General features: G+C 74.3%; 22 protein-coding genes. 13 read left to right on the top strand and 9 right to left on the bottom strand.

Annotated elements, in window-relative coordinates; genetic code table 11:
• Window positions 1-57 precede the first annotated feature (57 nt).
• From ACFCLZ_RS36585 to ACFCLZ_RS36575, 3 genes are all read left to right on the top strand, one after another.
• Entirely contained in the window at window positions 58-477 is a 420-nt protein-coding gene (locus ACFCLZ_RS36585) for a BlaI/MecI/CopY family transcriptional regulator (protein WP_380282221.1), read from the top strand.
• Window positions 474-1,424 (top strand): M48 family metalloprotease, encoded by a 951-nt coding sequence (locus tag ACFCLZ_RS36580; RefSeq protein WP_380282220.1) that lies wholly within the window; start codon window positions 474-476, stop codon window positions 1,422-1,424. The genes ACFCLZ_RS36585 and ACFCLZ_RS36580 overlap by 4 nt, the downstream gene beginning before the upstream one ends.
• A gap of 103 nt (window positions 1,425-1,527) precedes the next feature.
• Entirely contained in the window at window positions 1,528-2,103 is a 576-nt protein-coding gene (locus ACFCLZ_RS36575; protein ID WP_380282219.1) for a MarR family winged helix-turn-helix transcriptional regulator, read from the top strand.
• Between the two features lie 20 nt (window positions 2,104-2,123).
• Here ACFCLZ_RS36575 and ACFCLZ_RS36570 read toward each other — a convergent pair whose 3' ends face one another.
• Genes ACFCLZ_RS36570 through ACFCLZ_RS36555 form a run of 4 tightly spaced genes read right to left on the bottom strand, consistent with a single transcriptional unit; the run spans window position 2,124 to window position 7,010 of the window.
• The gene (locus ACFCLZ_RS36570) at window positions 2,124-3,614 is read right to left on the bottom strand and encodes an ABC transporter ATP-binding protein (protein ID WP_380282218.1); all 1,491 of its coding nucleotides are present in this window, start codon (window positions 3,612-3,614) and stop codon (window positions 2,124-2,126) included.
• A complete protein-coding gene (locus tag ACFCLZ_RS36565) occupies window positions 3,611-4,459 on the bottom strand; it encodes an ABC transporter permease (RefSeq protein WP_380282217.1) in 849 nt (282 codons plus the stop codon). Before ACFCLZ_RS36565 ends, ACFCLZ_RS36570 begins: the two co-directional genes overlap by 4 nt.
• Window positions 4,456-5,436 carry an ABC transporter permease gene (locus ACFCLZ_RS36560; protein WP_380282216.1) on the bottom strand — a complete coding sequence of 327 codons (981 nt, stop codon included), beginning with the start codon at window positions 5,434-5,436 and terminating at the stop codon, window positions 4,456-4,458. Before ACFCLZ_RS36560 ends, ACFCLZ_RS36565 begins: the two co-directional genes overlap by 4 nt.
• A 14-nt stretch (window positions 5,437-5,450) precedes the next feature.
• Window positions 5,451-7,010 carry an ABC transporter substrate-binding protein gene (locus ACFCLZ_RS36555; RefSeq protein ID WP_380282215.1) on the bottom strand — a complete coding sequence of 520 codons (1,560 nt, stop codon included), beginning with the start codon at window positions 7,008-7,010 and terminating at the stop codon, window positions 5,451-5,453.
• 374 nt (window positions 7,011-7,384) lie between these two features.
• Between ACFCLZ_RS36555 and ACFCLZ_RS36550 the strand changes: the two genes are divergently transcribed.
• The 5 genes from ACFCLZ_RS36550 to ACFCLZ_RS36530 are packed head-to-tail and all read left to right on the top strand — an operon-like array spanning window position 7,385 to window position 13,281.
• On the top strand, window positions 7,385-8,374 hold the full coding sequence (locus ACFCLZ_RS36550) for a TauD/TfdA family dioxygenase (protein ID WP_380282214.1): 990 nt from the start codon (window positions 7,385-7,387) through the stop codon (window positions 8,372-8,374).
• A 45-nt stretch (window positions 8,375-8,419) separates the two neighbouring features.
• Entirely contained in the window at window positions 8,420-9,409 is a 990-nt protein-coding gene (locus ACFCLZ_RS36545; protein ID WP_380282213.1) for an ornithine cyclodeaminase family protein, read from the top strand.
• Window positions 9,400-10,731: a Y4yA family PLP-dependent enzyme gene (locus ACFCLZ_RS36540; RefSeq protein ID WP_380282212.1), complete on the top strand. Its 1,332-nt coding sequence runs from the start codon at window positions 9,400-9,402 to the stop codon at window positions 10,729-10,731. Before ACFCLZ_RS36545 ends, ACFCLZ_RS36540 begins: the two co-directional genes overlap by 10 nt.
• A gap of 51 nt (window positions 10,732-10,782) precedes the next feature.
• Window positions 10,783-11,820: a cysteine synthase family protein gene (locus ACFCLZ_RS36535; RefSeq protein ID WP_380282211.1), complete on the top strand. Its 1,038-nt coding sequence runs from the start codon at window positions 10,783-10,785 to the stop codon at window positions 11,818-11,820.
• A 33-nt stretch (window positions 11,821-11,853) separates the two neighbouring features.
• A complete protein-coding gene (locus ACFCLZ_RS36530; protein WP_380282210.1) occupies window positions 11,854-13,281 on the top strand; it encodes an MATE family efflux transporter in 1,428 nt (475 codons plus the stop codon).
• A 51-nt stretch (window positions 13,282-13,332) separates the two neighbouring features.
• On the opposite strand, the gene ACFCLZ_RS36525 is transcribed toward ACFCLZ_RS36530, so the two are convergent.
• Both ACFCLZ_RS36525 and ACFCLZ_RS36520 read right to left on the bottom strand, forming a co-directional pair.
• Window positions 13,333-14,826: an ATP-binding protein gene (locus tag ACFCLZ_RS36525; protein ID WP_380282209.1), complete on the bottom strand. Its 1,494-nt coding sequence runs from the start codon at window positions 14,824-14,826 to the stop codon at window positions 13,333-13,335.
• Entirely contained in the window at window positions 14,819-15,496 is a 678-nt protein-coding gene (locus ACFCLZ_RS36520; protein WP_380282208.1) for a response regulator transcription factor, read from the bottom strand. Before ACFCLZ_RS36520 ends, ACFCLZ_RS36525 begins: the two co-directional genes overlap by 8 nt.
• Window positions 15,497-15,636: 140 nt before the next feature.
• Between ACFCLZ_RS36520 and ACFCLZ_RS36515 the strand changes: the two genes are divergently transcribed.
• The 5 genes from ACFCLZ_RS36515 (at window position 15,637) to ACFCLZ_RS36495 (ending at window position 19,671) form a co-directional block, all read left to right on the top strand.
• On the top strand, window positions 15,637-16,167 hold the full coding sequence (locus ACFCLZ_RS36515; RefSeq protein WP_380282207.1) for a hypothetical protein: 531 nt from the start codon (window positions 15,637-15,639) through the stop codon (window positions 16,165-16,167).
• 54 nt (window positions 16,168-16,221) lie between these two features.
• Window positions 16,222-17,019, top strand: a complete 798-nt coding sequence (locus tag ACFCLZ_RS36510; RefSeq protein ID WP_380282206.1) for a hypothetical protein — start codon at window positions 16,222-16,224, stop codon at window positions 17,017-17,019.
• Between the two features lie 183 nt (window positions 17,020-17,202).
• Complete coding sequence (locus ACFCLZ_RS36505) at window positions 17,203-17,850, top strand: DedA family protein (RefSeq protein WP_380282205.1); 648 nt, start codon at window positions 17,203-17,205, stop codon at window positions 17,848-17,850.
• Window positions 17,851-17,876: 26 nt separating this feature from the next.
• Window positions 17,877-18,551, top strand: coding sequence for a phosphatase PAP2 family protein (locus tag ACFCLZ_RS36500; protein ID WP_380282204.1), 675 nt, complete (start codon window positions 17,877-17,879; stop codon window positions 18,549-18,551).
• A 259-nt stretch (window positions 18,552-18,810) separates the two neighbouring features.
• Window positions 18,811-19,671, top strand: coding sequence for a thermonuclease family protein (locus ACFCLZ_RS36495; RefSeq protein ID WP_380282203.1), 861 nt, complete (start codon window positions 18,811-18,813; stop codon window positions 19,669-19,671).
• 407 nt (window positions 19,672-20,078) lie between these two features.
• Here the strand turns inward: ACFCLZ_RS36495 and ACFCLZ_RS36490 are convergent, their stop codons facing one another.
• The 3 genes from ACFCLZ_RS36490 to kdpC all read right to left on the bottom strand — a co-directional run bounded on the left by ACFCLZ_RS36490 (window position 20,079) and on the right by kdpC (window position 21,629).
• Complete coding sequence (locus tag ACFCLZ_RS36490) at window positions 20,079-20,753, bottom strand: response regulator (RefSeq protein ID WP_380282202.1); 675 nt, start codon at window positions 20,751-20,753, stop codon at window positions 20,079-20,081.
• Window positions 20,750-20,881 (bottom strand): hypothetical protein, encoded by a 132-nt coding sequence (locus ACFCLZ_RS36485; RefSeq protein ID WP_380282201.1) that lies wholly within the window; start codon window positions 20,879-20,881, stop codon window positions 20,750-20,752. The genes ACFCLZ_RS36490 and ACFCLZ_RS36485 overlap by 4 nt, the downstream gene beginning before the upstream one ends.
• A gap of 124 nt (window positions 20,882-21,005) precedes the next feature.
• Window positions 21,006-21,629, bottom strand: a complete 624-nt coding sequence (kdpC, locus tag ACFCLZ_RS36480) for a potassium-transporting ATPase subunit KdpC (protein WP_380282200.1) — start codon at window positions 21,627-21,629, stop codon at window positions 21,006-21,008.
• Window positions 21,630-21,639 lie beyond the last annotated feature (10 nt).

Here is a 21,639-nt window from a genome sequence, read left to right as displayed (position 1 = left end):
TCCGACCGGTGTCGGCGTCGGGGTGTGCCGGGCGAACGCATCGGGACAGGGAGAGAGATGGCGAGGGACGGCCACGAGGCCAGGCGTCCGCACGGGGAGCTGGTCGCGGACGTGATGGCGGTGCTGTGGGCGGCAGGTGAGCCGATGACCGCCCAGCAGGTCAAGGGAGCGCTGCACCAGGACCTCGCCCGGACGACCGTGGCGACGATCCTCGCCCGCCTGCACGAGAAGGGGACCCTGGAGCGCACCCGGCCGGGGCGTTCCTTCGCCTACGCGCCGGTCTCGGACGCCGCCGGCCTCGCGGCCGGGCGGATGCGCCGGGAACTGGAGAAGGAGCCGCGGCGGGACCTCGTCCTGAAGCGGTTCGTGTCCTCGCTGTCCACGGACGACGGAGACGTCCTTCGGCGCCTGCTGATCGAGGCGCAGGCCGAACCGGCTCCGGTCGGGGGCGAGGCCGTGCCGGAGGGCGAAGCGTGACCCTGTTCCTGGTGATCGTCGCCCTCGCCGTCGCCCTTCCGTGGGGAGCGGCGCCCGCGGCCCGCCGGCTGGCCGGGCTGCTCCCGCCCCGTGCGGCCTCCCTGACCCTCGCGGGAGCGGCCGCGCTGCTCGCGGGTGGCACGATCGCGGCGCTGGCCGGGCTCTTCCACGTGCCGTTCCTGGCGGGGCTGGAGCACCTGCGGTTCGCCCAGGTGACGGCGGACTGGCCGGCGGTGGTGCCGGTGTCCTGCGCCGCCGGGGCCCTGCTCGTCGTGCAGGCGGTCCGGCTGGGGCTGGCCGCGCGCCGGCAGCGTGCGCTGCTGGCCCGTGCGTGGCGGCTGACCGGAGCGGGGACGGCCGAGGGCGACGTGCTCGTCGTACCGGGAGAGGAGGCGGAGGCCTTCGCTCTGCCGCGCTACCGCGGGCGCGCCGCCCGGGTCGTCGTGTCGGAGGGCATGCTCGGCCTGCTCGGACCGTCGGAGCGTGCGGTGCTGTTCGCCCATGAACGGGCCCATCTCCGCGGGCGCCACCATGTGCTCTCGGCCGTGGTCGACCTGGCCTGCGCCGTGCATCCGGCGCTCGCACGGCTGGGGCCCGCGCTGGAGTTCCACCTGGAGCGGTGGGCGGACGAAGCCGCCGCGGCGGCGGTGGGAGACCGGAGGGTCGCCGCGACCGCCATCGCCCGCGCCGCACTGGCCGGCTCGGCCGGGACGGGTGTGCGCAGCGGCCGGTTCCTGTCCGTGAGCACGGGACCGGTCCCCCAGCGGGTCCGGGCCCTGCTGGAGCCGGCGCCCGCCGGGCCCGAGGGGCGCGGGCCGCGTGCGGCCGTGTCCGCTCTCGTCGCCGCGGTGGTGGTGTCGGCCCTGCTGGCGTTCGGCCTCGCCTACGGCCTGCACGAGTACGTGGAGTATGCGGCCAGGAGGATCGTCGGCCACGGACGGATCTGACGACATCGATGTAGACCATTGATCGGAAGCCTGGGTATGGTGAGCCTCGGTTTGCTTCTTCGACGCCGCGGGCGTCGCGCTCTTCCGATGATGGGGACATGGTTTGTACGACGGACGGCAGGGATCGTCGAGTCCGTTCGAGCAGTCCGTCTACCTCCTGTCGGAAGCCGGGCGGGCCGTCGACCGGCTGCTCGCGGAGCGGCTGGAACACCGGGGGCTGACCCCGGTCCACCACGCGCTGCTGTCCGCGCTGGCGCAGCTGGGACCGCACGGTCGGCACGACCTCACCGCCCGTGTCGTGGCGCCCGCGACCGAGGTGGACCAGGCGCTCGACGATCTCCTGTCGGCACGCCTGCTGCAGGCGATGGTCGTCCACGTCGGCGGGCGGCAGGAGATCCTGACCATCACCGCCTCGGGCGAGTCCGCCCTGGACGTGCTCCACACCGATGCGTCGGCGACGCAGGACGACCTGCTGGCGTCCTTGACGAAGGGCCAGCGCACCGAGCTCAACTCCCTTCTCCGGCGCGTGTGCGCGGCCGCCGCCCGCGGTGCCGGGCAGGGACCGCGGCCCCGCGAGAGGAACGGCTGGACGCTGACCCGCGGATCCCGGCGGGCCTGGGCACGGGCGCGGGAGGGCGCCGGCCCGGCCGAGGGGTCGGACGTCGGGGCGGCGGGCTGACCCCCCTTCGCGCGGAGAGCTCAGTTCGGCACCGGACTCGGGGCCGCCCGGTGCTTCGTGAGCGGCACCCCTTCGGCTCCGTCGAGGGTGAGGAGGAGGTCCGCGTGGACGGAGAGCAGCGGCAGGTCGTGGCTGACGAGGACGACGGCGAGGCCATGGTCGGTCCGTAGGCCGCGCAGGAGTTCCATGATGCCCTCGGCGGTGTCGGCGTCGAGGGCGGAGGTGACCTCGTCGCAGAGCAGGACGTCGGGTTCGGCCGCCAGGGCGCGGGCGATGGAGACGCGCTGGCGCTGCCCGCCGGAGAGTTCCCGGGGGTGGCGGTCGGCGTGGCCGGGGGTGAGGCCGACCGCGGTGAGCAGTTCGGCGACGCGGGCCTCGCATCGGTCGGCGGGGCGTGCGAAGTGCAGCTTCAGCGGGCGCGCGAGGGTGGCGCCGACGGTGTGGGCGGGGTTGAGGGCGCCGAGCGGGTTCTGCGGGACGAGTTGGATGCGGCGGCGCTGGTCGCGGGTGCGCCGCCGGTAGGAGGGGGCCAGGAGTTCGCCGCCGAGGGTGATCCGGCCCGCCTCGGGGCGGTGGAGGCCCGCGAGGGCGCGCAGCAGCGTGGTCTTGCCGCACCCCGACGGGCCGGTGATCCCGGTCAGCGTGCCGGGCCGCAGGGCGAGGTCGAGGCCGGCGAAGACCTGCCGGCGGCTCCGGCCGGTGCCGACCCGGGCGTCGAGGGCCTCCACCTCGACGACGGGCACCGCGGCGGCGGGCACTGCGCCGACGGGCACCGCGGCGGAAACGCGAGCCTGCGCGGGCGCCGGGGGCGTTGCGGGCCCGCTCGGGGTGGTGACCGGGTGCCCGGGCCGCAGGGCGAGGACGCCGTCGGCGCAGCGGGCGACGAAGTCGGAGTCGTGGCTGGTGAGGGCGATGGCGATGGCGTCGCGGTCGGCGAGGTCGCGCAGCAGGTCGGCGATGTCGTCGCGCAGGTCGGCGTCCAGGCCGGCGGTGGGTTCGTCGAGGAGGAGGATCACGGGGCGGCGGGCGAGGGCGCGGGCGAGGGCGACGCGCCGTTGCTGGCCGCCGGAGAGGTGCTCGGTCCGGCGGTGTTCGAGGCCTTCGCCGGCCGGCAGGCGCACGGCGCGCAGCAGGTCCGCGACCGGGGTTCGGCGGCGCTGCGGGGAGGTCTCGGCGATGAGCCGCTCGACCCGCATCCGGGGGTTGAGTCCGGAGCCGGGGTCCTGGCCGACGAAGGCGAGCTTGTGGCGGCGCAGCCGGCGCAGCTCCTCCGGCGGGAGGGTGAGGATGTCGTGGCCGAGGACGGTGAGGCTGCCGCCGGTGACGCGCGCGCCGGGTGGGAGGGCGCCGGCGAGGGCGCGCAGCAGGGTGGTCTTGCCGGCGCCGGAGGGCCCGGTGACGGCGGTGACGCGGCCCGGGGTGAGGGTGAGCGTGGCGTCGGTGAGCAGCGGGGTGTCCCCGAGGGCGACGGACAGGGCGGCGGCGCGGGCGGCGGGGTCGGTGGTGCTCACAGCGGGGTCTCCGGGGTGGGCCGGGCGGGGGCGAGGGCTTCGGCGGCGAGGTTGACGCTGATGGCGAGCAGGCCGATGGCGAGGCAGGGCGCGCCGACGGCCCACGGGTTGAGGGTGATGCCGGCGGCGTTCTCGCGGATCATCAGCGCCCAGTCGGCTTCCGGGGGTTGGGGGCCGAGTTGGAGGAAGGCGGCGACGGAGACGATGTAGATGCCCTCGACGAAGCGCAGGCCGAACAGCGCGAGGACGGTGGAGCGCAGGTTGGGGAGGACCTCGTGGACGGTGAGGTGCCAGAGGTTCTCGCCGCCCGCGGCCGCGGCTTCGACGAAGCCGGCGGTGGCGACGGGGGCCGCCGCGGCGGCGGCGATCCGGACCGCGTAGGGAATGCCGAGGAGGGTGGCCGCGGCTGCGACGGCGAGGCGTCCGCCGCCGGGCCAGGCCAGGGCGACCAGCATGATGGCGAGGACGGACGGAAGCAGGATCGTCAGGTCGGCGGCGCGTTCGATCCATCGGCCGAGTGCCGGACGCAGCGCGGCGAGGATGCCGATGGCGGTGGCCGCCGCGGTGACGACGAGGGCGATGGCCAGGGCGGTGGCGATCAGGGGCGCGCCCCCGGTCAGCAGGCGGCTGAGGACGTCGCGGCCGAGCTGGTCGCCGCCGAGCGGCGCGTCGCCGCCCGCTTCGGCGTAGGGGAAGGTGACCGGGGCGTCGATCGGGTGCGGGGCGAGGAGCGGCCCGGCGAGCGCGACGGCGACGAGGGCGAGGGCGGGAACCGCGCGGACGAGCACCCGGCGCTTGCGTCGGGTGACGGGCGCGGGGGCCGCTGTCGGGGCGTCGGCGGTCATCGGCGCTCTTCTCGGAGGGTGGTGGTGCGGACGAGGTCGGCGAGCAGCAGGAGCAGGCTGATGGCGGCGCCGGCCGCGGCCACGACTCCGGCGACGAGCGGGGTGTCGCGGTCGGTGATGGCTCCGGCCAGGATGGCGCCGATGCCGGGGTAGTTGAAGAGCGTCTCGACGACGACGGTGCCGCCGAGGAGCATGCCGGCGGAGGTGGCGATGCCGACGGCGATGGCGGGCAGGGCGCCGGGGAGCATGTGGTGGCTGAGGATGCGTCGGCGGGCCAGGCCGTCGAGGACGGCGGCCTGGACGTGCGGGAGGGCGGCCTGGTCGGCGAGTGCTCCGCGCACGATGCGGGTGTTCCAGCCGATCTGGGGGACCGCCAGGGAGAGCAGCGGCAGGACGATCATGGTCCACGATTCGGGTCTGCCGTCCGGGCCGGTGAGGGTGACGGCGGGCAGCCAGCCGGTCCACTGGGACAGCAGCAGGAGCAGGCCGACCGAGACGACGAACTCCGGGAGGGCGAACGCGGCGGTGGACAGGGCGTCGACGGCGCGGTCGACGCGCCCGCCCGGGCGCAGCGTGGCCCAGCCGCCGAGCGCGAGGGCTCCGGCGGTGCTGAGGGCGAGGGCGAGGGTGCCGAGCAGGAGGGTGTTGGGGAAGGGGCCGGCCAGGACGTCGGTGACGTGCTGGCCGCGTGCGGTGGTGCCGAGGTCGCCGACGGGCAGGCCGGTCATCCAGTCCCAGAAGCGCTCGGCGACCGGGCGGTCGAGTCCCAGGGCGGCGCGGCGGTCGGCCAGGTCGGCGGCGGTGACGCCCCGGTCGGAGGTCGCTCCGGCGGCGTCGCCCGGGAGGAGCTCGACGGCCGCGAAGACGCCGGCGAGCAGGACGACGAGCATGACCAGGCGCCGCACGGCCTGCCGGGCGACCCGGCCCGCACCGGGGAGGATGCGGGCCGGGAGGCTTCGGGACGCTCTCGTGTCCACCGGGTGAAGGGTGGTCAACGCGCCAGCCAGGTCTTCTCGAGCTGGACGCGGCCGTAGCCGGGGAGCTTGGGCAGGTCGCGCACGGCCGCGCCGGCGAGGTCGATGCCGTCGGCCATGCCCCACAGCAGGTAGCCGGACTTCGCGAACTCGATCTCCTGGAGCTGGTGGAGCAGCTTGTCGCGCTCGGCGGGGTCGGCGGTGCCCATGGCCTTGCGGTAGGTCTCGTCGAAGCCCGGCTCGTTCCAGCCGGACTCGTTCTGCCCGGCGTCCGAGAGCATCGTCTTGGAGGCGAAGAAGACGACCGAGTCGTTGGTGCCCCAGTAGCTGGTGTAGAGCGTGCCCTTGAGCCAGGTGTCGTCCCAGAACGCCTTGGAGTCCTGCTTCACCACGTTGATCTTCACGCCGGCCTCGCGGACCTGGGTGGCGAAGAGGGTCGCGGACTCGGCGAGTCCGGCGATGTCCTCGGTGGTGACCAGGTCGTAGGCCTTGGAGGTGTCGAAGCCCGCGTCGGCGAGCAGTTGCTTGGCCTTGGCGAGGTCGCGGGCGCGCTGCGGGATGTCCTTGGCGAAGGCGGGGTCGCCGGTGCCGAGGATGTCGTTGGCGACGCTGCCGTAGCCGGAGAGCACCTGCTTGACCATGGCGTCGCGGTCGACGGCGAGCTTGAGGGCCTCGCGCACCCGGACGTCGGCGAACGGGCCGTCCGCGGTGCGCATGACGATGGGCATCGCCATGTCGTTGGGCCGGCGGACGGTCTGGACGTCCTTGCGGGCCTCGGCGGTGCGGGCGGCGACGGCACCGACGTTGGAGGCGACGTCGATCTGCCCGGCGAGCAGGGCGTTGGCCATGGCCTGGGGGCTCTCGAACAGGCGGACCTCGATGGCGTCGAGGAGGACCTTGCCGCCGTACCAGTTGTCGTTGCGCACCAGGCGGGCGTTGCCGTCGCGGTACCAGTCGAGCTTGAAGGGGCCGGTGCCCGGGGCGCCGGCGACCGCGTCGTCCGCGGTGTCCTTCTTGAGGACGAAGGTGGTCAGGCGGGTCAGCAGCGGCAGGTCGGCGTTGGCGTAGTCGGAGACCAGGACGACGGTCTTCGGATCCTCGGCCGTGATGCCCTCGGGCTGGATGCCGGGCAGGCGGCTCTTGCCCGCCGGGGTGTTGCGCAGCCGCTTCAGCGACCAGACGACGTCGTCGGCGGTGACCGGGGTGCCGTCGTGGAAGGTGGCGCCGTCGGCCAGGGTGAAGCGCCAGGTCTTCAGGTCGTCCGACGGCTTCCAGGAGGCGGCCAGGCGGGGAGCGGTGTTGGTCCTGTCCCCGGGTATCGCGAGCGTGTCATGGATCAGGCTGATGATGAGGTAGTCGCTCTCGTTGGCCTGGGTGCCGTGCGGGTCCCGGGTGACCGCCGAGGCCTTGCCGAGCGCACCGACCTTCAGCGTCCCTCCGGGGCGGGGCTGCTGTCCGGTCCCGCCGGAGGCCGCGGCCTGCTCGGCGTCACCCTTGCCGCCACCGCAGGCGGCGAGCACGCCGATCGCCCCGGCTCCGGCTCCGGCCCACAGCAGCTGTCGTCTGGTGACGCCCACGTTCGATCCTCGTCTCAGGTCCGTGCTTGATGTGCTTAGGGTTACCTACCCTAAGTTCAAGACAAGTCGCAAGCCGACCGGCGGGGCGCACCCGACTTCCGGCCATGCGCCCCCATGCTCCAACCAGGCCCGGGAGCAGGCATGTTGACGCCGCGCCGCACGTGCGCCGCCCCCCGGAACCGAGACTACGTAAATGTAGACATCCAGCCGGGTAAGGCTTGCCTTACCTGGGAGTCGTTGTTACGTTTCCTGTCGTCCGGCCGTTCGAGCCGCCCCGGACCGATGCCCCACGCGCAGCTCCCGTCGCCGTCCCGCAGCGGCACGGTGATGCCGCGTGCCCGCACCCTTCCCCTCCCGCCCCCGGAGAGTCGACCGTGCCCACCTGCCCTGCCCCGGTACGCCATCTCGACGCCGACGCCGTCGCGGAACTCACCACCACCGCCGCCGAGCTGCTGGCCTTCCACGGCTCCGCCACCAGCCCCGCCCTGCTGACCGACCTGCCGACGGCCTGCGCCCGGCTCGCCGAACCGCTGCGTCACCAACTGCGCCCGGTCGACACCGCCGACGGCCTGTTCGTGCTGCGCGGACTGGAGGTCGACGACACCGACCTCGGCCCCACACCGGACCACTGGTCGACCGTCGGTGACGCCGGCGCGCTCTGGGACGTGGTGCTGCTGCTCGTCTCCACGGCGATGGGCACCCCGATCGCCTGGGACGGCCAGCAGGACGGGCGGTTCGTGCACAACATCGTGCCCTCGCCCGGCCACGAGAGCGAGCAGACCGGGGCCTCCAGCTCCGTCCTGCTCACCCCGCACACCGAGGACGCCTTCCACCCCGGCCGCGCGCACCTGCTGCTGCTGTGCTGCATGCGCAACCACGACGCCGTCGCCACCACCGCGGCCGGCGTGCGGCTGGCCGACCTGTCCGCCGCCGACGTGGACCAGCTGAAGCGGCCGGTCGCACCGATCCTGCCCGACGACGCCTACGAGCAGGCCCGGAAGTTCGCCGGGCGGCCCGCACCGGTGCCGACCCTCTTCGAGACGCCCGAGGGCCTGACCATGCGCTACGACCCCGCCTACACCCCGCTGGACGGCGCCGACCAGGACTGGCGCGAGGCGTACCGACGCCTCGGCGAGGAGCTGGCCCGCGTCTGCGTCGCGGTCGCCCTGGAGCCCGGCGACGTCCTGGTCGTCGACAACGACCTCGTCGTCCACGGCCGCGTCCCGTTCCGGGCCCGCTACGACGGCACCGACCGCTGGCTCAAGCGCGCCTCCGCCCGGGTCGAGGGCCGTCCCACCCGCCCGCTCGCCGAGCACGACGAACACGGCTACGGACAGGCCGCCCTCACCGCCTGGGTCGACTGACACCTCGGAACCGACGCCGCCCCACCACTCGAAAGGGCACACCCCATGGACCGGGACGACACCACCCTGCGCGTACTGTCCACCAGCGACCTCGCCGGTCTGGACATCTCCCTCGCCGACGTCCTCGACACCGTCGAACAGGCCTACCGCACCCTGGCCGCCGGCCAGTCCGACAACCCGCGCAAACTCACCGTCAAGCCCGCCGACGGCCACTCCGTCTCCTACGCCATGCTCGGCCGCGACGGTGTGCGCAACGTCGTCGCCGTCAAGACCTCGTACAAGCACGGCCTGCGGGAGAGCCGCGAGAACCAGCACTACTACACGACGCTGACCATCTACGACGACGTCACCGGCCTGCCCGTCGCCATGATGGACTGCTCCCGCATCGGCTCCCTGCGCACCCCGGCGGTCTCCGCCCTGCTGGCCCGCGAGTGCGCCGCCCCGGGCGCCGCGACCGCGCTGGTGATCGGCACCGGCACCCAGGGGCGCCTCGCGCTGCCGTTCCTGCTCACCGCCCTGCCGAAGCTGGAACGCCTCCTGCTGTCCGGCACCCACCCCGACGGCATCGCCGCCGTCCGCGCCGAACTCGCCCGGCACTTCCCCGAGCGCGGGATCGACCTGGTCACCGACCTCGAGGCCGCCGCCCGCGACGCCGACGTCATCGTCGCGACCGCCGGCGGACACACCCCCGCCGCCGTCGAGGCCGACTGGCTCAAGCCCGGTGCGGTCTCGATCCTGGTCGGCCACGGCCTCGCGCCCTCCACCCTCCACCGGGCGGACCGGGTGATCGCCACCAGCGAGGCCCAGATGCGCGTCACCGGCACCGACATGGCCGACGCCGACGGCAACCTCCCGGCCGTCGACCTGGAGCTGCCCGTCGTCATCTCCGGCGCCTCCAGCGCCCGCACCGCCCCCGAGCAGCGGATCTTCGCCTACAACAGCGGACTCGTCGTCACCGACATCGCGCTGGGCCACCGCTTCGCCCAACTCGCCGCCGCCCAGGGCCTCGGCACCGAGGTGGCCCTGTGGCGCTGACCCTGCCCGCCCACCCCGACCCGCTCGCCGACCGGATCCACGACAGCGGGCTGCTCCACGAGCTCGCCCACGGCCTCGGCGGCCCCTTCCACTACCTGCTGCCCGAACGCTTCGACGGCAACCTCGCCGCGTTCCGCGCCGCCCTGGCCGACGCCGAGGTGGAAGGCCGGGTCTACTACGCGAAGAAGGCCAACAAGGCCTCCGCGTTCGTGGAGCGCTGCGCCGCCGCCGGCGCCGGAGTCGACGTCGCCTCCCTCGGCGAACTGCGCGACGCCCTCGGCCACGGCGTGCGCGGCGAGGACCTCGTCGTCACCGGCCCCGCCAAGCACGAGCAACTGCTGCGCGTGGCCGCCCGGCAGGGCGCGCTGATCGCCGTCGACGCCCTCGACGAACTGCAGCGCCTACTCGACCTCGACGCCGGCCGTCCCGCCCGCGTCCTGTTGCGCCGCTACCCGCCGGCCCAGCCGCGCAGCCGGTTCGGCCTGGACGACGCGCACCTGCACGAGGCCCTGCGGCGCTGCGCCGCCGCCGGGGACGCCGTACGGATGGAGGGCTTCGCCTTCCACCTCTCCGGCTACGCCGTCCAGCCGCGCGCCGACCTCGCCGGAGAGCTCGTCGAACTCTGCCTCGAGGCCCGGTCGTCGGGCCTTTCGGCGGACCGGATCAGCATCGGCGGCGGCTTCCCCGTCGACTACGTCGCCGCCGACGCCTGGGACACCTTCCTCACCGCACAGGGCCCCGGGCACTACCACGGCGGGAAGGCCTTCGCCGCCGGCGACTTCTACCCGTACCACTCCCCCGTCGCCGGCGCGGAGGCCCTGCGCGCGATCCTCGCCGCCCGCCCCGGCGGTACCGGCCCGAGCCTCGCCGAGCGGCTGCGGCAGGCCGGCGTGACGCTCCTGCTGGAGCCCGGCCGCGCCCTGCTGGACCGCGCCGGCTCGTCGGTGTTCCCCGTCCAGGGCGTCAAGGACCGCGCCGGCTACGGCATCGTCACCGTCGACGGCACCAGCCTCAGCCTGTCCGAGCAGTGGTTCAACAGCGAGTACCTGCCCGACCCCGTCCTGCTCGGCGAGCGCACCGGGCGCGCGGGGCAGCCGTACCGGGCGTGCGTGGGCGGGGCCAGCTGCCTGGACTCCGACCTGCTCACCTGGCGCAAGATCGCCTTCCCCGCCCGGCCCCGGGTGGGCGACCTGCTCGTCTACCCGAACACCGCGGGCTACCAGATGGACTCCAACGAGTCCCCCTTCCACGAGCTCCCGCTGCCGCCGAAGGTCGTCATCGACCACCACGGCGACCGCCCGCGCTGGCGCCTCGACCGCTGACCCCGCCCCGAGACCGCCGACCCCGCCCCGACGTCCCCACGGAGCCCCGCAATGACCGACGCCCTGAACCGCCCCCCGGTGGTCGGCCGGATGTCCGACCTCATCGGCTGCACCCCGCTGTTCGAACTCGCCCGCGCCGACAACGGCGCCCGGCTGCTCCTGAAGCTGGAGATGTTCAACCCCACCGGCAGCGCCAAGATCCGCATGGCCCGCCAGATGGTCCTCGACGCCGAGGAACGCGGCGACCTGCGCGAAGGCGGCCACATCATCGAGTCCACCTCCGGCAACACCGGCCTGGGCCTGGCCGTCGTCGCCGCCGAACGCGGCTACCGCTTCACCGCCGTCGTCGACAACCACGCCGCCGCCGACAAGCTGCGCGCCATGAAGGCCATGGGCACCGAACTCGTCCACGTCGACGCCGACGCCGACGCCGACGGCGGGGAGCTCCACACCGCGGCCCGCGAGGAGCTCGCCGAGGAGATGGCCCGCGGCAAGGACAACACCGTCTTCACCGAGCAGCACAACAACCCCAGCAACGCGGTCGGCTACCACGCCGTCGGCCGCGAGATCGCCCAGGCCCTCGACAACCGGGTCGACGTGCTGATCGGCGCCGTCGGCACCGGCGGCGGCCTGTGCGGCACCGCCCGCGAGCTCAAGCGCTCCGTGCCCGGCGTCGCCGTCGTGGGCGTCGAGCCGAAGGGCTCGATCGCCTTCGGGCCGCCCGCCCACGACTACTACCAGTCCGGCACCGGCACCCCCGAGGGCGCCACCATCGGCCTGCTGGTGGACTACGACCTCATCGACGAGGGAGTGAAGGTCGGCGACATCGAGGCCTTCGCCACCGCCCGCGTCGTCGCCCGCCGCACCGGCCTGCTCATCGGCGGCTCCGCGGGAGGCGTCGTCCACGAGGCCCTGGACCGCCTGCCGGCCCTGGCACCGGATGCCGTTATGGTCGCCTTCATCAACGACGGTGGCGAGAAGTACCTGGACACCGTCTTCAACGACGACTGGATGAACGCCCGCGCACTGCTCGACGAGGCCGTGGAGGCCGACGTCGACGAGACGCTCACCAAACTCCGCAGGCCCTGACTTCCGAGACTTCCGAGAAACGTGACACCCACGATGCAGCAGCCAACCACCCTCGCCCGCGACAGCCGCGCACTCGCGGCCCTCGCCGTCCCGCTCGCCCTCACCCAGCTCGCCCAGGTCGCCCTCACCACCACCGACACCATCATGATGGGCGTGCTCGGCACCGAGGCCCTGGCGGCCGGCGGCCTCGCCCTGGTCGTCTTCAACCAGCTGCGCACCATGGGCGTCGGCCTCGTCACCTCCGTCGGAAACCAGGTCGCGGCCGCCGCCGCGCGCGCCGAACGGGACGAGGACGCGGCCGACGACGACGGTCGGGAGGTGCGCGGCCTGGTCCGGGCGGCGATGGCCGTCGCCACCCTGGCCGGCCTCGCGGGCGCCGTCCTGATGGTGCTCATCGGTCAGGCCGCCACCTGGCTCGGCCAGGACGCGGAAGTCGCCCACCGCGCCCAGGGCATGCTCGCCGCCCTCGCCCCCGGGCTGGTGCCCTGCCTGTGGTTCCAGGCGATCCGCCAGTTCACCGTCGGCATGCGCCGCCCCCAGGCCCTGCTGCAGATCACCATCGCCTCCGTCGCCGTCAACGCCGGACTCAACTGGATATTCATCCACGGCAGTTGGGGTCTGCCCGAGCTCGGCCTCACCGGCATCGGCGTCGCCACCAGCAGCGTCCACCTGCTCTCCTTCCTCGCCCTGTACGCCTCCGCCCGCCGCGACCCCGAGCTCGCACCGCTGCTGAGCCTGGACTTCTGGCGCGCCGACGCCCCCACGGTGCGCCGCCTGCTCGGCCTCGGCACCCCGATCGCCGCCACCTACGGCTCCGAGGCCGGCTTCTTCTCCGTCACCGCCCTGCTCGCCGGCAGCTTCGGCGCCGCCGCGCTCGCCGCCCACACCGCCGTCAACCAGCTGATCTACATCGTCTTCCAGGTCGCCGTCGGCCTCTCCCACGCGGCCTCCATCAACGTCAGCCGGGAGCTCGCCCTGGGCGAGTACGCCGCGGCCCGCCGGATCAAGAACACCGCCCTCGCCTGCGGCGCCGCCGTCAGCGCCCTCGTCGGCCTCGCCTACCTCGCCGTGCCCGAGCTGGTCCTGCGGCCCTTCTTCGACCCCGACACGGCCGCCGACCAGCAGGGACTGCGGATCGCGAGCGGGCTCCTGGTCGTCGTCGCCGTCCTCCAGTTCTTCGACTGCGCCCAGAACATCGGCGTCGGCCTGCTGCGCGGCCTCGACGACACCAGGAGCGGCTTTCGCATCACCCTGATCGGCTACTGGCTCGTGGGCCTGCCCGCCGCCTGGCTCCTCGCCTACCCCCTCGGCGGTGAGACCCGGGGCCTCTGGCTCGGCCTGCTCATCGGCCTCGCCACCACGGCGGTCCTGCTGCTGCGCCGCTACACCGTCGCCCTCGCCGCCAAGGCCTCCACCACGGCGGCGCCGGCGCAGCCGGGGCGGACCAGCGCGGTCTCGTAGGCGGCGATGACGTCGGGCGCGTCACCGGTGGGGGCGGCGGCCGGTTCGAGGTCAGGAGGCCCTGCTGCCGGGCCCCGGCCCTCCGGCGTCGGAGCCGGGGCTTCGACGGGCGGGCAGGCGGACCCGGAAGGTGCAGCCGTCGGCGGTGTCCGCGACGGTGAGGGTGCCGCCGTGGACGGTGGCGATGTCGCGGGCGATGGGCAGGCCGAGGCCGGTGCCGCCGTCGTTGCGGCTGCGGGCGTCGTCGAGGCGGGTGAAGCGCTCGAAGACCTTCTCGCGGTCGGCGGGGGCGATGGCGGGCCCGTCGTTGGTGACGTCGATGACCGCCTGCCCGGCGGCGGGGTCGAAGGCGAGGCGTACGGCGACGGCGGTGCGGGCGTGGCGCTGGGCGTTGTCCAGGAGGTTGGTGAGCAGCCGCCCGAGCCACATCGGGTGGCCAGAGGTCGCGGCGTGGCCGCCGAGGTCCAGGGTGACGGCGGGCCGCTGCCTGGAGCGGGCTTCGACGGTGGTCCGGACCAGTTCGGCGAGGTCGACCTCCTCCTGCGGGCGGTCGTGGCCGGTGGAGTCGAGGCGGGCCAGCAGCAGGAGGTCGGTGGCGAGGGACTGGAGCCGGTCGGTGTCCTGGAGGGCGCCGGCGACCATGTCGGCGCGGACGGCGGGGTCGGGATGGGTGTGCGCGACCTCCAGTTGGGTGCGCAGGACGGCGAGCGGGCTGCGCAGCTCGTGGGAGGCGTCGGCGATGAAGCGCCGCTGCCGGACCCCGGCGGCCTCCAGCCGGTCGAGCATGGCGTTCATGGTGTGGGCGAGGCTGGCGATCTCGTCGTCGCTGCCGGGTTCGGGGACCCGGCGGTCGAGGTCGCGGTCGCCGATGGCGGCGACCTCGGAGCGGATCGCCTCGACGGGGCGCAGGGCGCGGCCGGTGGCCCGCCAGGTGACGACGCCGACGGTGGCCACCAGCAGGCCGCTGAGGGCGGCGAGCGCCGCGGTGGTGAGGTCCTCGGCGGTGTCGGCGGTGTGCAGGGAGGCGCCGACCCGGATGGTGACCGCTCCGCGCGGGGTGTCGGCGGTGAGGGTGGTGACGCGCTGGTGGTGTTCGTCACCGAGCGCGGCGAGGTCGAAGGTGTCGTGTCCGTCGGCGGTACCGGCGGGGGCGAGCGCGGGCCGGCCGGACAGGTTCTGGCTGGCCGCCACGACGGCGCCGGTGGCGTCGGTGACCTGGATGAAGTCACTGCCGTGGTCGAGGGGGATCGGGTTCGGCAGGCGGCCGTCGGCGGCGAGGCGCCCCACCACCTGGGCCTGCTCGCGGGCCCCGGCCTCGACGCTGCGCTCCAGGTCGACGCGCAGGAGCAGCAGCACGGCGGCCGAGGCGACGAGCAGGACCACCGCCACGCTGACGCACGCCGCGAGCGTGGTGCGGGTGCGGACCGACCCGGGGGCGATACGGGTGATCAGTGCCGCGATGCGGGGCCTGGCGGCGAGGCGCCCCAGCGATGCGGCCGCGCGGCGGCGGGCGGACCCGATCGGCCCGGCGTGCCGGTCAGCCACCGTCGGCCGCCAGCCGGTAGCCGGAGCCGCGTACGGTCTGGACGGCGCTACGCCCGAACGGCGCGTCGATCTTGCGCCGGAGGGAGCTGATGTGGACCTCGACGGTGTTGGGGTCGCTGTCGGGGCCGCTGTCCCAGACCTCTTCGAGCAGGTCGCGTTTGGAGACGGCTTCGCCGGCCCGGCGCGCGAGGTGGTCGAGGAGCGCGAACTCGCGGGGTGTGAGCGCGATCGGCGCACCGGCGCGGGTGCAGGTGCGGGCCGCGGAGTCGACCACCAGGTCGCCGAGGACGGTGCGCCGCGGGGCGCGGGAGCCGATCCGGCGGGCGAGGGCCTTGAGGCGGGCGACCAGGACGACGAAGGAGAACGGCTTGGAGAGGTAGTCGTCCGCGCCGGTGTCCAGGGCCTCGGCCTCGTCCCATTCGCCGTCCTTGGCGGTGAGCATCAGGATGCCCGCGTCGCTGCCGGCGGCCCGCAGCCGCGAGCAGACCCGGTAGCCGTTCAGGCCGGGCAGCATGATGTCGAGGATGATCACGTCGTAGGAGTGATCGATGGCGCGGGCCAGGCCGGACACGCCGTCGTGGACGATGTCGACGGTGAAGCCCTCGACCTCCAGCCCGAGCTTGATCGCCAACGCCAGCCGCTGTTCGTCCTCCACCACCAGTACGCGCATACCCCCAGGGTCGCAGGTCGCCGGGCCCGGTAGCTGAAGGCCTCTTCAGGTCTTCAGCAACCCTTCAGCGCGCTCTCGTCATGCTGGGCCCACCGTCCGGGCAAGGCGCCCGGAGGCGTGGGAGAGCCGGGGTGAGCTTGGTGGACGGGTCCGCGGGCGGGCAGGAGTTCCGGGAAGCGCAGGAGGAGCCGGCACAGGAGAAGCCGGCGCCGGAGCGCGCGGTGCGGCGGTGGCTGCCCGGGCGGAGGGCGCGGTGGGCCGGCGCGGTCGCGGCGGCGGTACTGGTGGCCGGCGGCGCGGGCGCGGTCGCCGTGCATCACGGCTTCGAGGAGGGCGACGGCCCGGCCCACTCCGGCGGCCGAGGCCACGGCCACACCCGGGCGGACCGCGCGGACGGGCGCCACGGCGCGGAGAGCGACGAGCGGAGCGACGACGGCGCGGGACCGGCCCGGGCGCCGGCGCCGCTCCCGTCGTCGGACGCCGCGGACGCGGTGGTCAAGGCCTCCTCCGCCGTACCCGGCGGCAAGGTCGAGTCGCTGCACCCGGTGTCCGTCACCGGCGGCGGCCGGGCCTGGCAGGCGGTGGTGCTCGCTCCGGACGGCGTCCGGCACGCGGTCACCGTCGACGGCGCCACCTCCGCGATCACCTCCAACACCGTCCTCGGCGGCTGACGCCCCGTCACGCGACGGCGCGGTGAGGCCGCGCCGTGAAAGGAGTGCGCCGCTGTGAGTGCCACGACGACGGCCGGGGCGCCCCGGCTGCACGGTCGTCCGACCGGCGGGCGGTGGAGCAAGGTGCCCGCGGTGACCGCGGGCTTCTGGGCGGTCAAGATCCTCACCACCGGCATGGGCGAGACCACCTCCGACTACCTCGCCCGCACGCTCGGCCCGGTGCCGGCCGTCGCCGGCGCGGCCGTGCTGCTCGCGGCGGCGCTGTACGCCCAGGCCAGGGCCGACCGCTACCGGCCCGCCGTGTACTGGGCGGCGGTGGTCATGGTCAGCGTGTTCGGCACCATGGCCGCCGATGTCGCGCACGTCGCGCTCGGCGTCCCGTACGCGGCCTCCGCCGCCGTGTTCGCCCTCGCGCTCGCCGCGGTCTTCGGGCTGTGGCGCCGGCTGGAGGGAACCCTCGCCGTGGACACCGTCCGCGGCGGGCGCCGCGAGGTCTTCTACTGGGCGGCGGTCCTGGCGACCTTCGCTCTCGGCACCGCGCTGGGCGACCTCACCGCCGCCACCCTCGGCTGGGGCTACCTGCCGTCCGGCCTGCTGTTCGCCGCCCTGATCGCGGTACCGGCGCTCGGCCACCGGGTGCTGGGCCTGCCGCCGGTCCTGGCGTTCTGGTGGGCCTACGTCCTCACCCGGCCGCTCGGCGCCTGCTTCGCCGACTGGGCCGGCGTGAGCCGGCAGCGCGGCGGCCTCGACCTCGGCACCGGACCGGTCAGCCTGGTCCTCGCCGCCGTGATCGCGGCGGCCGTCGTACGGCTCACCGTCGAGGCTCGACGCCTCGACCGGACAACCGTCTGACGGCCCGCCCCGGTCGGGTTCCTGAAGACCTCTTCAGGTCTTCAGGAACCTTTCAGCGCTGTTCGGGCATGCTGAACATCGCCGCGGCGCGGCGAAGGAACCGCCCACCGCACGGAAGACCGCCCCGCGAACGAGGGTGGGGCACCACCGACCCGCAGCCCCACCCCGGAAAGGCACCGACCGATGCTCACCTCCTCGGCCCTCCTGGCCGTCAACCCGCTGGACGCGGGCTCACTGCTGGCCGCGTTCGGCGCACTGGGCATCGCCGTGATCATGTTCGCGGAGACCGGCCTGCTCGTCGGCTTCTTCCTCCCCGGCGACTCGCTGCTGTTCACCGCCGGCCTGCTGTGCACCACCGGCGCCCACAGCGGCCCGCACCTGAACCTCGGGCAGGTCCTCGCCGCCGCGGCCGTCGGCGCCCTCGCAGGTGCGCAGACCGGCTACCTGATCGGACGCCGCGGCGGACGCGCCCTGCTCGCCCGCTCCCGCAACAAGCGCCTCCACGAAGGCGCGCTGCGGGCCGAGGAGATCCTCGACCGCTACGGCCACGGCAAGGCCGTCGTCCTCGCCCGCTTCGTCCCCGTCGTACGCACCGTCCTCAACCCGCTGGCCGGCGCGCTCGGCGTCAACGCCCGCACCTTCACCCTCTGGCAGATCGCCGGAGGCCTGGTGTGGACGGTCGGCCTGGTGCTCGCCGGGTACGCGCTCGGCTCCTCGATCCCGAGCGTCGACCGCTACCTGCTGCCGATCGTCGCCGTCGTGGTGGTGGTCTCGCTGCTGCCGCTGGTCCTGGAGGTGCTGCGCTCCCGGCGTCAGGCCAAGGCCCGATGAGCGGGCCCACGAGGGAGGCCGCGCAGATGACCGACTCCACGACCGCGCGCCCGACGGCGATCCGGATCGCCGTCTGCGTCGCGGCGTTCGGCGCCATCGCCCTGGTGCTCCGCGCCAACGACTGGGCGCCCCTGGGCTTCGAGCGGGCGGCCGTCGACTGGGCCGTCGCCCACCGGCCGTCCGCCGCCGTCACCACCGCCAAGGCCGTCACCTCGCTCGGCACCGACGTCTTCCCCTACCTCCTGGCCCTCGCCGCCGGCGCCCTCCTCGTCCGGGCCGGCCGTCCGCACCGCTCCCGATCCGCCGCGGCCGGACTGCTGCTCGCCCCCCTGCTGTGGCTGGCCGCGGGCCAACTGCTGCGCCAAGGCCTGATGCACGGCTTCGGCCGGCCCCGCCCACCCGCCCCCGACTGGGCGTTCACCCCCCACGGCTTCGCCTTCCCCTCCGGCCACGCCTTCACCTCCGCCGTCTGCGCCGGACTGCTCGCCCTCGCCGTCGCCCGCACCCACCCCCGGGCGCGCCGCGCCGCCGCGACGCTCGCCCTGGCCTTCGCGGCCGTGATCGGCGCCACCCGTGTCTACCTCGGCGTGCACTGGCCGCTGGACGTCCTCGGCGGCTGGCTCCTCGCCGCCGCCTGGCTGCTCCTCGGCTCCGCCCTCCTCCGCACCCCGGATCGAACGGCATCCGCCGCGGGTACGTGAAGCCGCACCGCGGAAGCGTGGCACCCGCACGCGGGCAGGCGCCGCCCCCTCGCCCGCCGCACAGTCCACCCGAACCGGCGTCGACACGCGGGCGGCACGCTGACGCGCCAGTGATTGAATCCGGTCGAACGCGAACATACAGTGACGGCGCCTTCCCCTCTCCCGGCGAAGTGACGACTCACGGTGAACTCCCACCGGGTACGAACCGGCGGACGCCGATCGGACCCATGGCGCCGCCCTCCCACACCAAGGGGCTGCCATGACCATGCTGCTGGTCCTCGGCGAGTACCGGATCATCGGTACCGAACCGGACGGCGACACCATCCACTTCGTCCCCACCGACCCGCTGGCCTTCGACAGGCTCAAGGACGCCCCGCCGGTCGAGGTCAAGAACGGCGCCGCCAGGGTCAGACTCGACGGCATCGACGCCCTGGAGACCCACTACGACCGGACCGGGCCGCGGATCCGCCAGCCCGCCGAGTTCGGCGACAGGGCCGCGCAGGAACTCCTGACCTTCCTCGGGTTCAGCCACGTCCAGCGCATCGGGCAGAAGGTCGTCTCCGCCAACCCGCCGCTGTCCCCCGGGTGGCTCCTCACCCAGGGCGGGGACCCGTTCAAACGCTGCGTCGCCCTGCTCGGCACCGGCACCCCGCCCGGCGCCGACGGCACCGACCTCCAGGTCGACGTCCCGCTGCTGCGGACCACCGCCAACCACCACCTGCTCACGACCGGCCTGGTCTACCCCAGCTTCTACAGCAAGCTGCCCCACGACCTCCGGGACGAGCTGGCCACCGTCACCCGCCAGGCCCGCGAGGCCGGCCTGGGACTGTGGCCGCTCGACGCCACCACGACCCCGGGCGGAGCGCCGATCACCGGGATGCCCTCCCTCACCGAGGTGGTCATCCTCCCGAAGCTGTTCCGGCGGCTGGTCGACCACTTCAACCTGGTCGAGCAGTCCCTGACCGGCTTCCCCGCGTACCTCGCGGGCAAGGAGGACAACGTCGAGGTCCTGTCGACGAGGACCAGGCAGCTGACCCTCGCACCCCTGGTCCAGATCATCGACGGCGCCGCCGTGCGGATGACCGCTCAGCCCGAGGACTCCATCTTCGCCGAGAACTGAGCAGGACCCCGGGTGTGGAGGACGTTGTGCGCCCTTGCTCCCCCGTGCGCCCCGTGCACGTGACCACCGGCAAGGCGACGGCCAACTCCAGTCCGCACCGATTTCGGGGAGCGCGCGGGCCGGGTGCCGGACCGGCCGTCGAGGCGGACACGCCCCCCGACGCACCCGTTGGCACGCCGCGCGCTCCCCTCCCCTGTTTTCACTGGCCGCCGAACGTGGCCCCGGAGGAACCCTCCGGGGCCCGGATTCGGCGCGGTCCGTCCCTTTGGCCCCCACGACCGAGAGGCGAACCGTTCCTGCACGACAGACGCTACGGCGGGGAAGGGCGGTGCCCCGGCGGCTCTGATGCTTCCTTGACGCGCCGGGCACCGGTCTTGACGCTCTCTTGGCGGCGAGCGGGCAGGCCGCTACGGCTGGTAGCGGTAGCCGATCCCCGGCTCGGTGATCAGATGGCGCGGCCGGGCCGGGTCCGCTTCGAGCTTGCGGCGCAACGTGGCGAGGTAGACCCGCAGGTAGTTGCGGCGCTCCACGGAATCGGGTCCCCAGACCTCGGTCAGGATCCGCTGTCCGTGGACCAGCCGGCCGGGGTTGGCCAGCAGCAGGGCGAGGATCCTCCACTCGATGGGGGTCAGCCGGACCGGGCCGTCGGGTCCGGTGACGAGGGTGGCCTCGAGGTCGACCTCGAACGCGCCGAGACGCACGAGCGGCTCACGGGCCGCGGCGGCCGGCCGACGCAGAACCGCCCGTAACCGGGCCATCAGTTCGTCCAGGTTGAACGGTTTGGTGACGTAGTCGTCCGCGCCGGCGTCCAGTGCCCGGATCTTCTCCTCGGTGTCGGCCCGTCCGGAGAGCACCACGATCGGCGTACTCAGCGTGGAGCGGACGCCCTTGATGACGTCGACCCCGTCCAGGTCGGGCAGGCCGAGGTCGAGCAGGATCGCCCCGGGCGGGGTCCGGCCCACCGAGTCCAGCGCCTCCTGGCCGGTGGCCGCGGTGAGGACCGCGTAGTGCCTCGCCTGGAGGTTGATCCGCAGGGTGCGCAGCAGGGCCGGCTCGTCGTCCACGATCAGGATGTGACTCATCGGCCGGTGCTCCTCTCCGGCCGGCCGGCGGCCTTTGCGACCCGCCCCGGACGGTCGGACGGCGGCTTCGCGGCGGACAGGGTGAGCAGCATGGTGGTGCCGCCGCCGGGGGTGAGGTCGCGGGCCATGGGCGCTGCTCTTTTCGTCCGAGGAGCCGATCGGAGGTACACGTACACGGGCGACCGGCCCGGGCGCGGGAGAGGCATCTCCCACGCCCGGGCCGGTCCGGTCACCTATGGAGCTGATGCGATGTCATTTGTGCTCACTGAGAGCCTTGTTGAGCAGGACGATGTTGACGCCCGGCTGTCCGAGGAAGCCGAGGGGGCGGCCGTCGGTGTGGGTGTCGACCAGCTTGCGGACGGTGTCGGCGGGCAGGTCGCGGGCCTTGGCGACCCGTTGGACCTGCTGCTCGGCGTAGGCGGTGGAGATGTGCGGGTCGAGGCCGGAGCCGGAGGCGGTGACCGCGTCCGGCGGGACGCTCGCCGGGTCGACGCCGTCGAACGCGGCGACGGCCTGGCGGCGTTCCTCGACCGCCGTGGTGAGGTCCTCGCTGTTGGGGCCCAGGTTGGAAGCGCCGGAGGCCTTCGGGTCGTAGGCGCCGGGCCGCGGCTGGAACCACCGCGGGTCGGGGCGGGGGGCCTCGTCCGGGTCGTCCGGGTTCTGCTTGGGCAGGTTGAAGTTCTGGCCGAGCAGGCTGGAGCCGGCCTCCTTGCCGTCGGCCTCGACGATCGAGCCGTTGGCCTTGTCGGTGAAGACGGCCTGGGCGACGCCGGTGACCAGCAGCGGGTAGGCGATGCCGAGGAGCACCGTCAGGACCAGCAGGGCGCGCAGCGCGGTGAGGTGGGTGCGTACGGCGGTGGGCAGGGGCTTGGACATGATGCGTTCT

It is taken from the genome of Kitasatospora purpeofusca (assembly GCF_042691725.1).
Classification (GTDB): Bacteria; Actinomycetota; Actinomycetes; order Streptomycetales; family Streptomycetaceae; genus Kitasatospora; species Kitasatospora purpeofusca_B.
The sequence above is the reverse complement of the archived record's forward strand: the minus strand, read 5'-3'. Positions and strand labels throughout refer to the sequence as shown.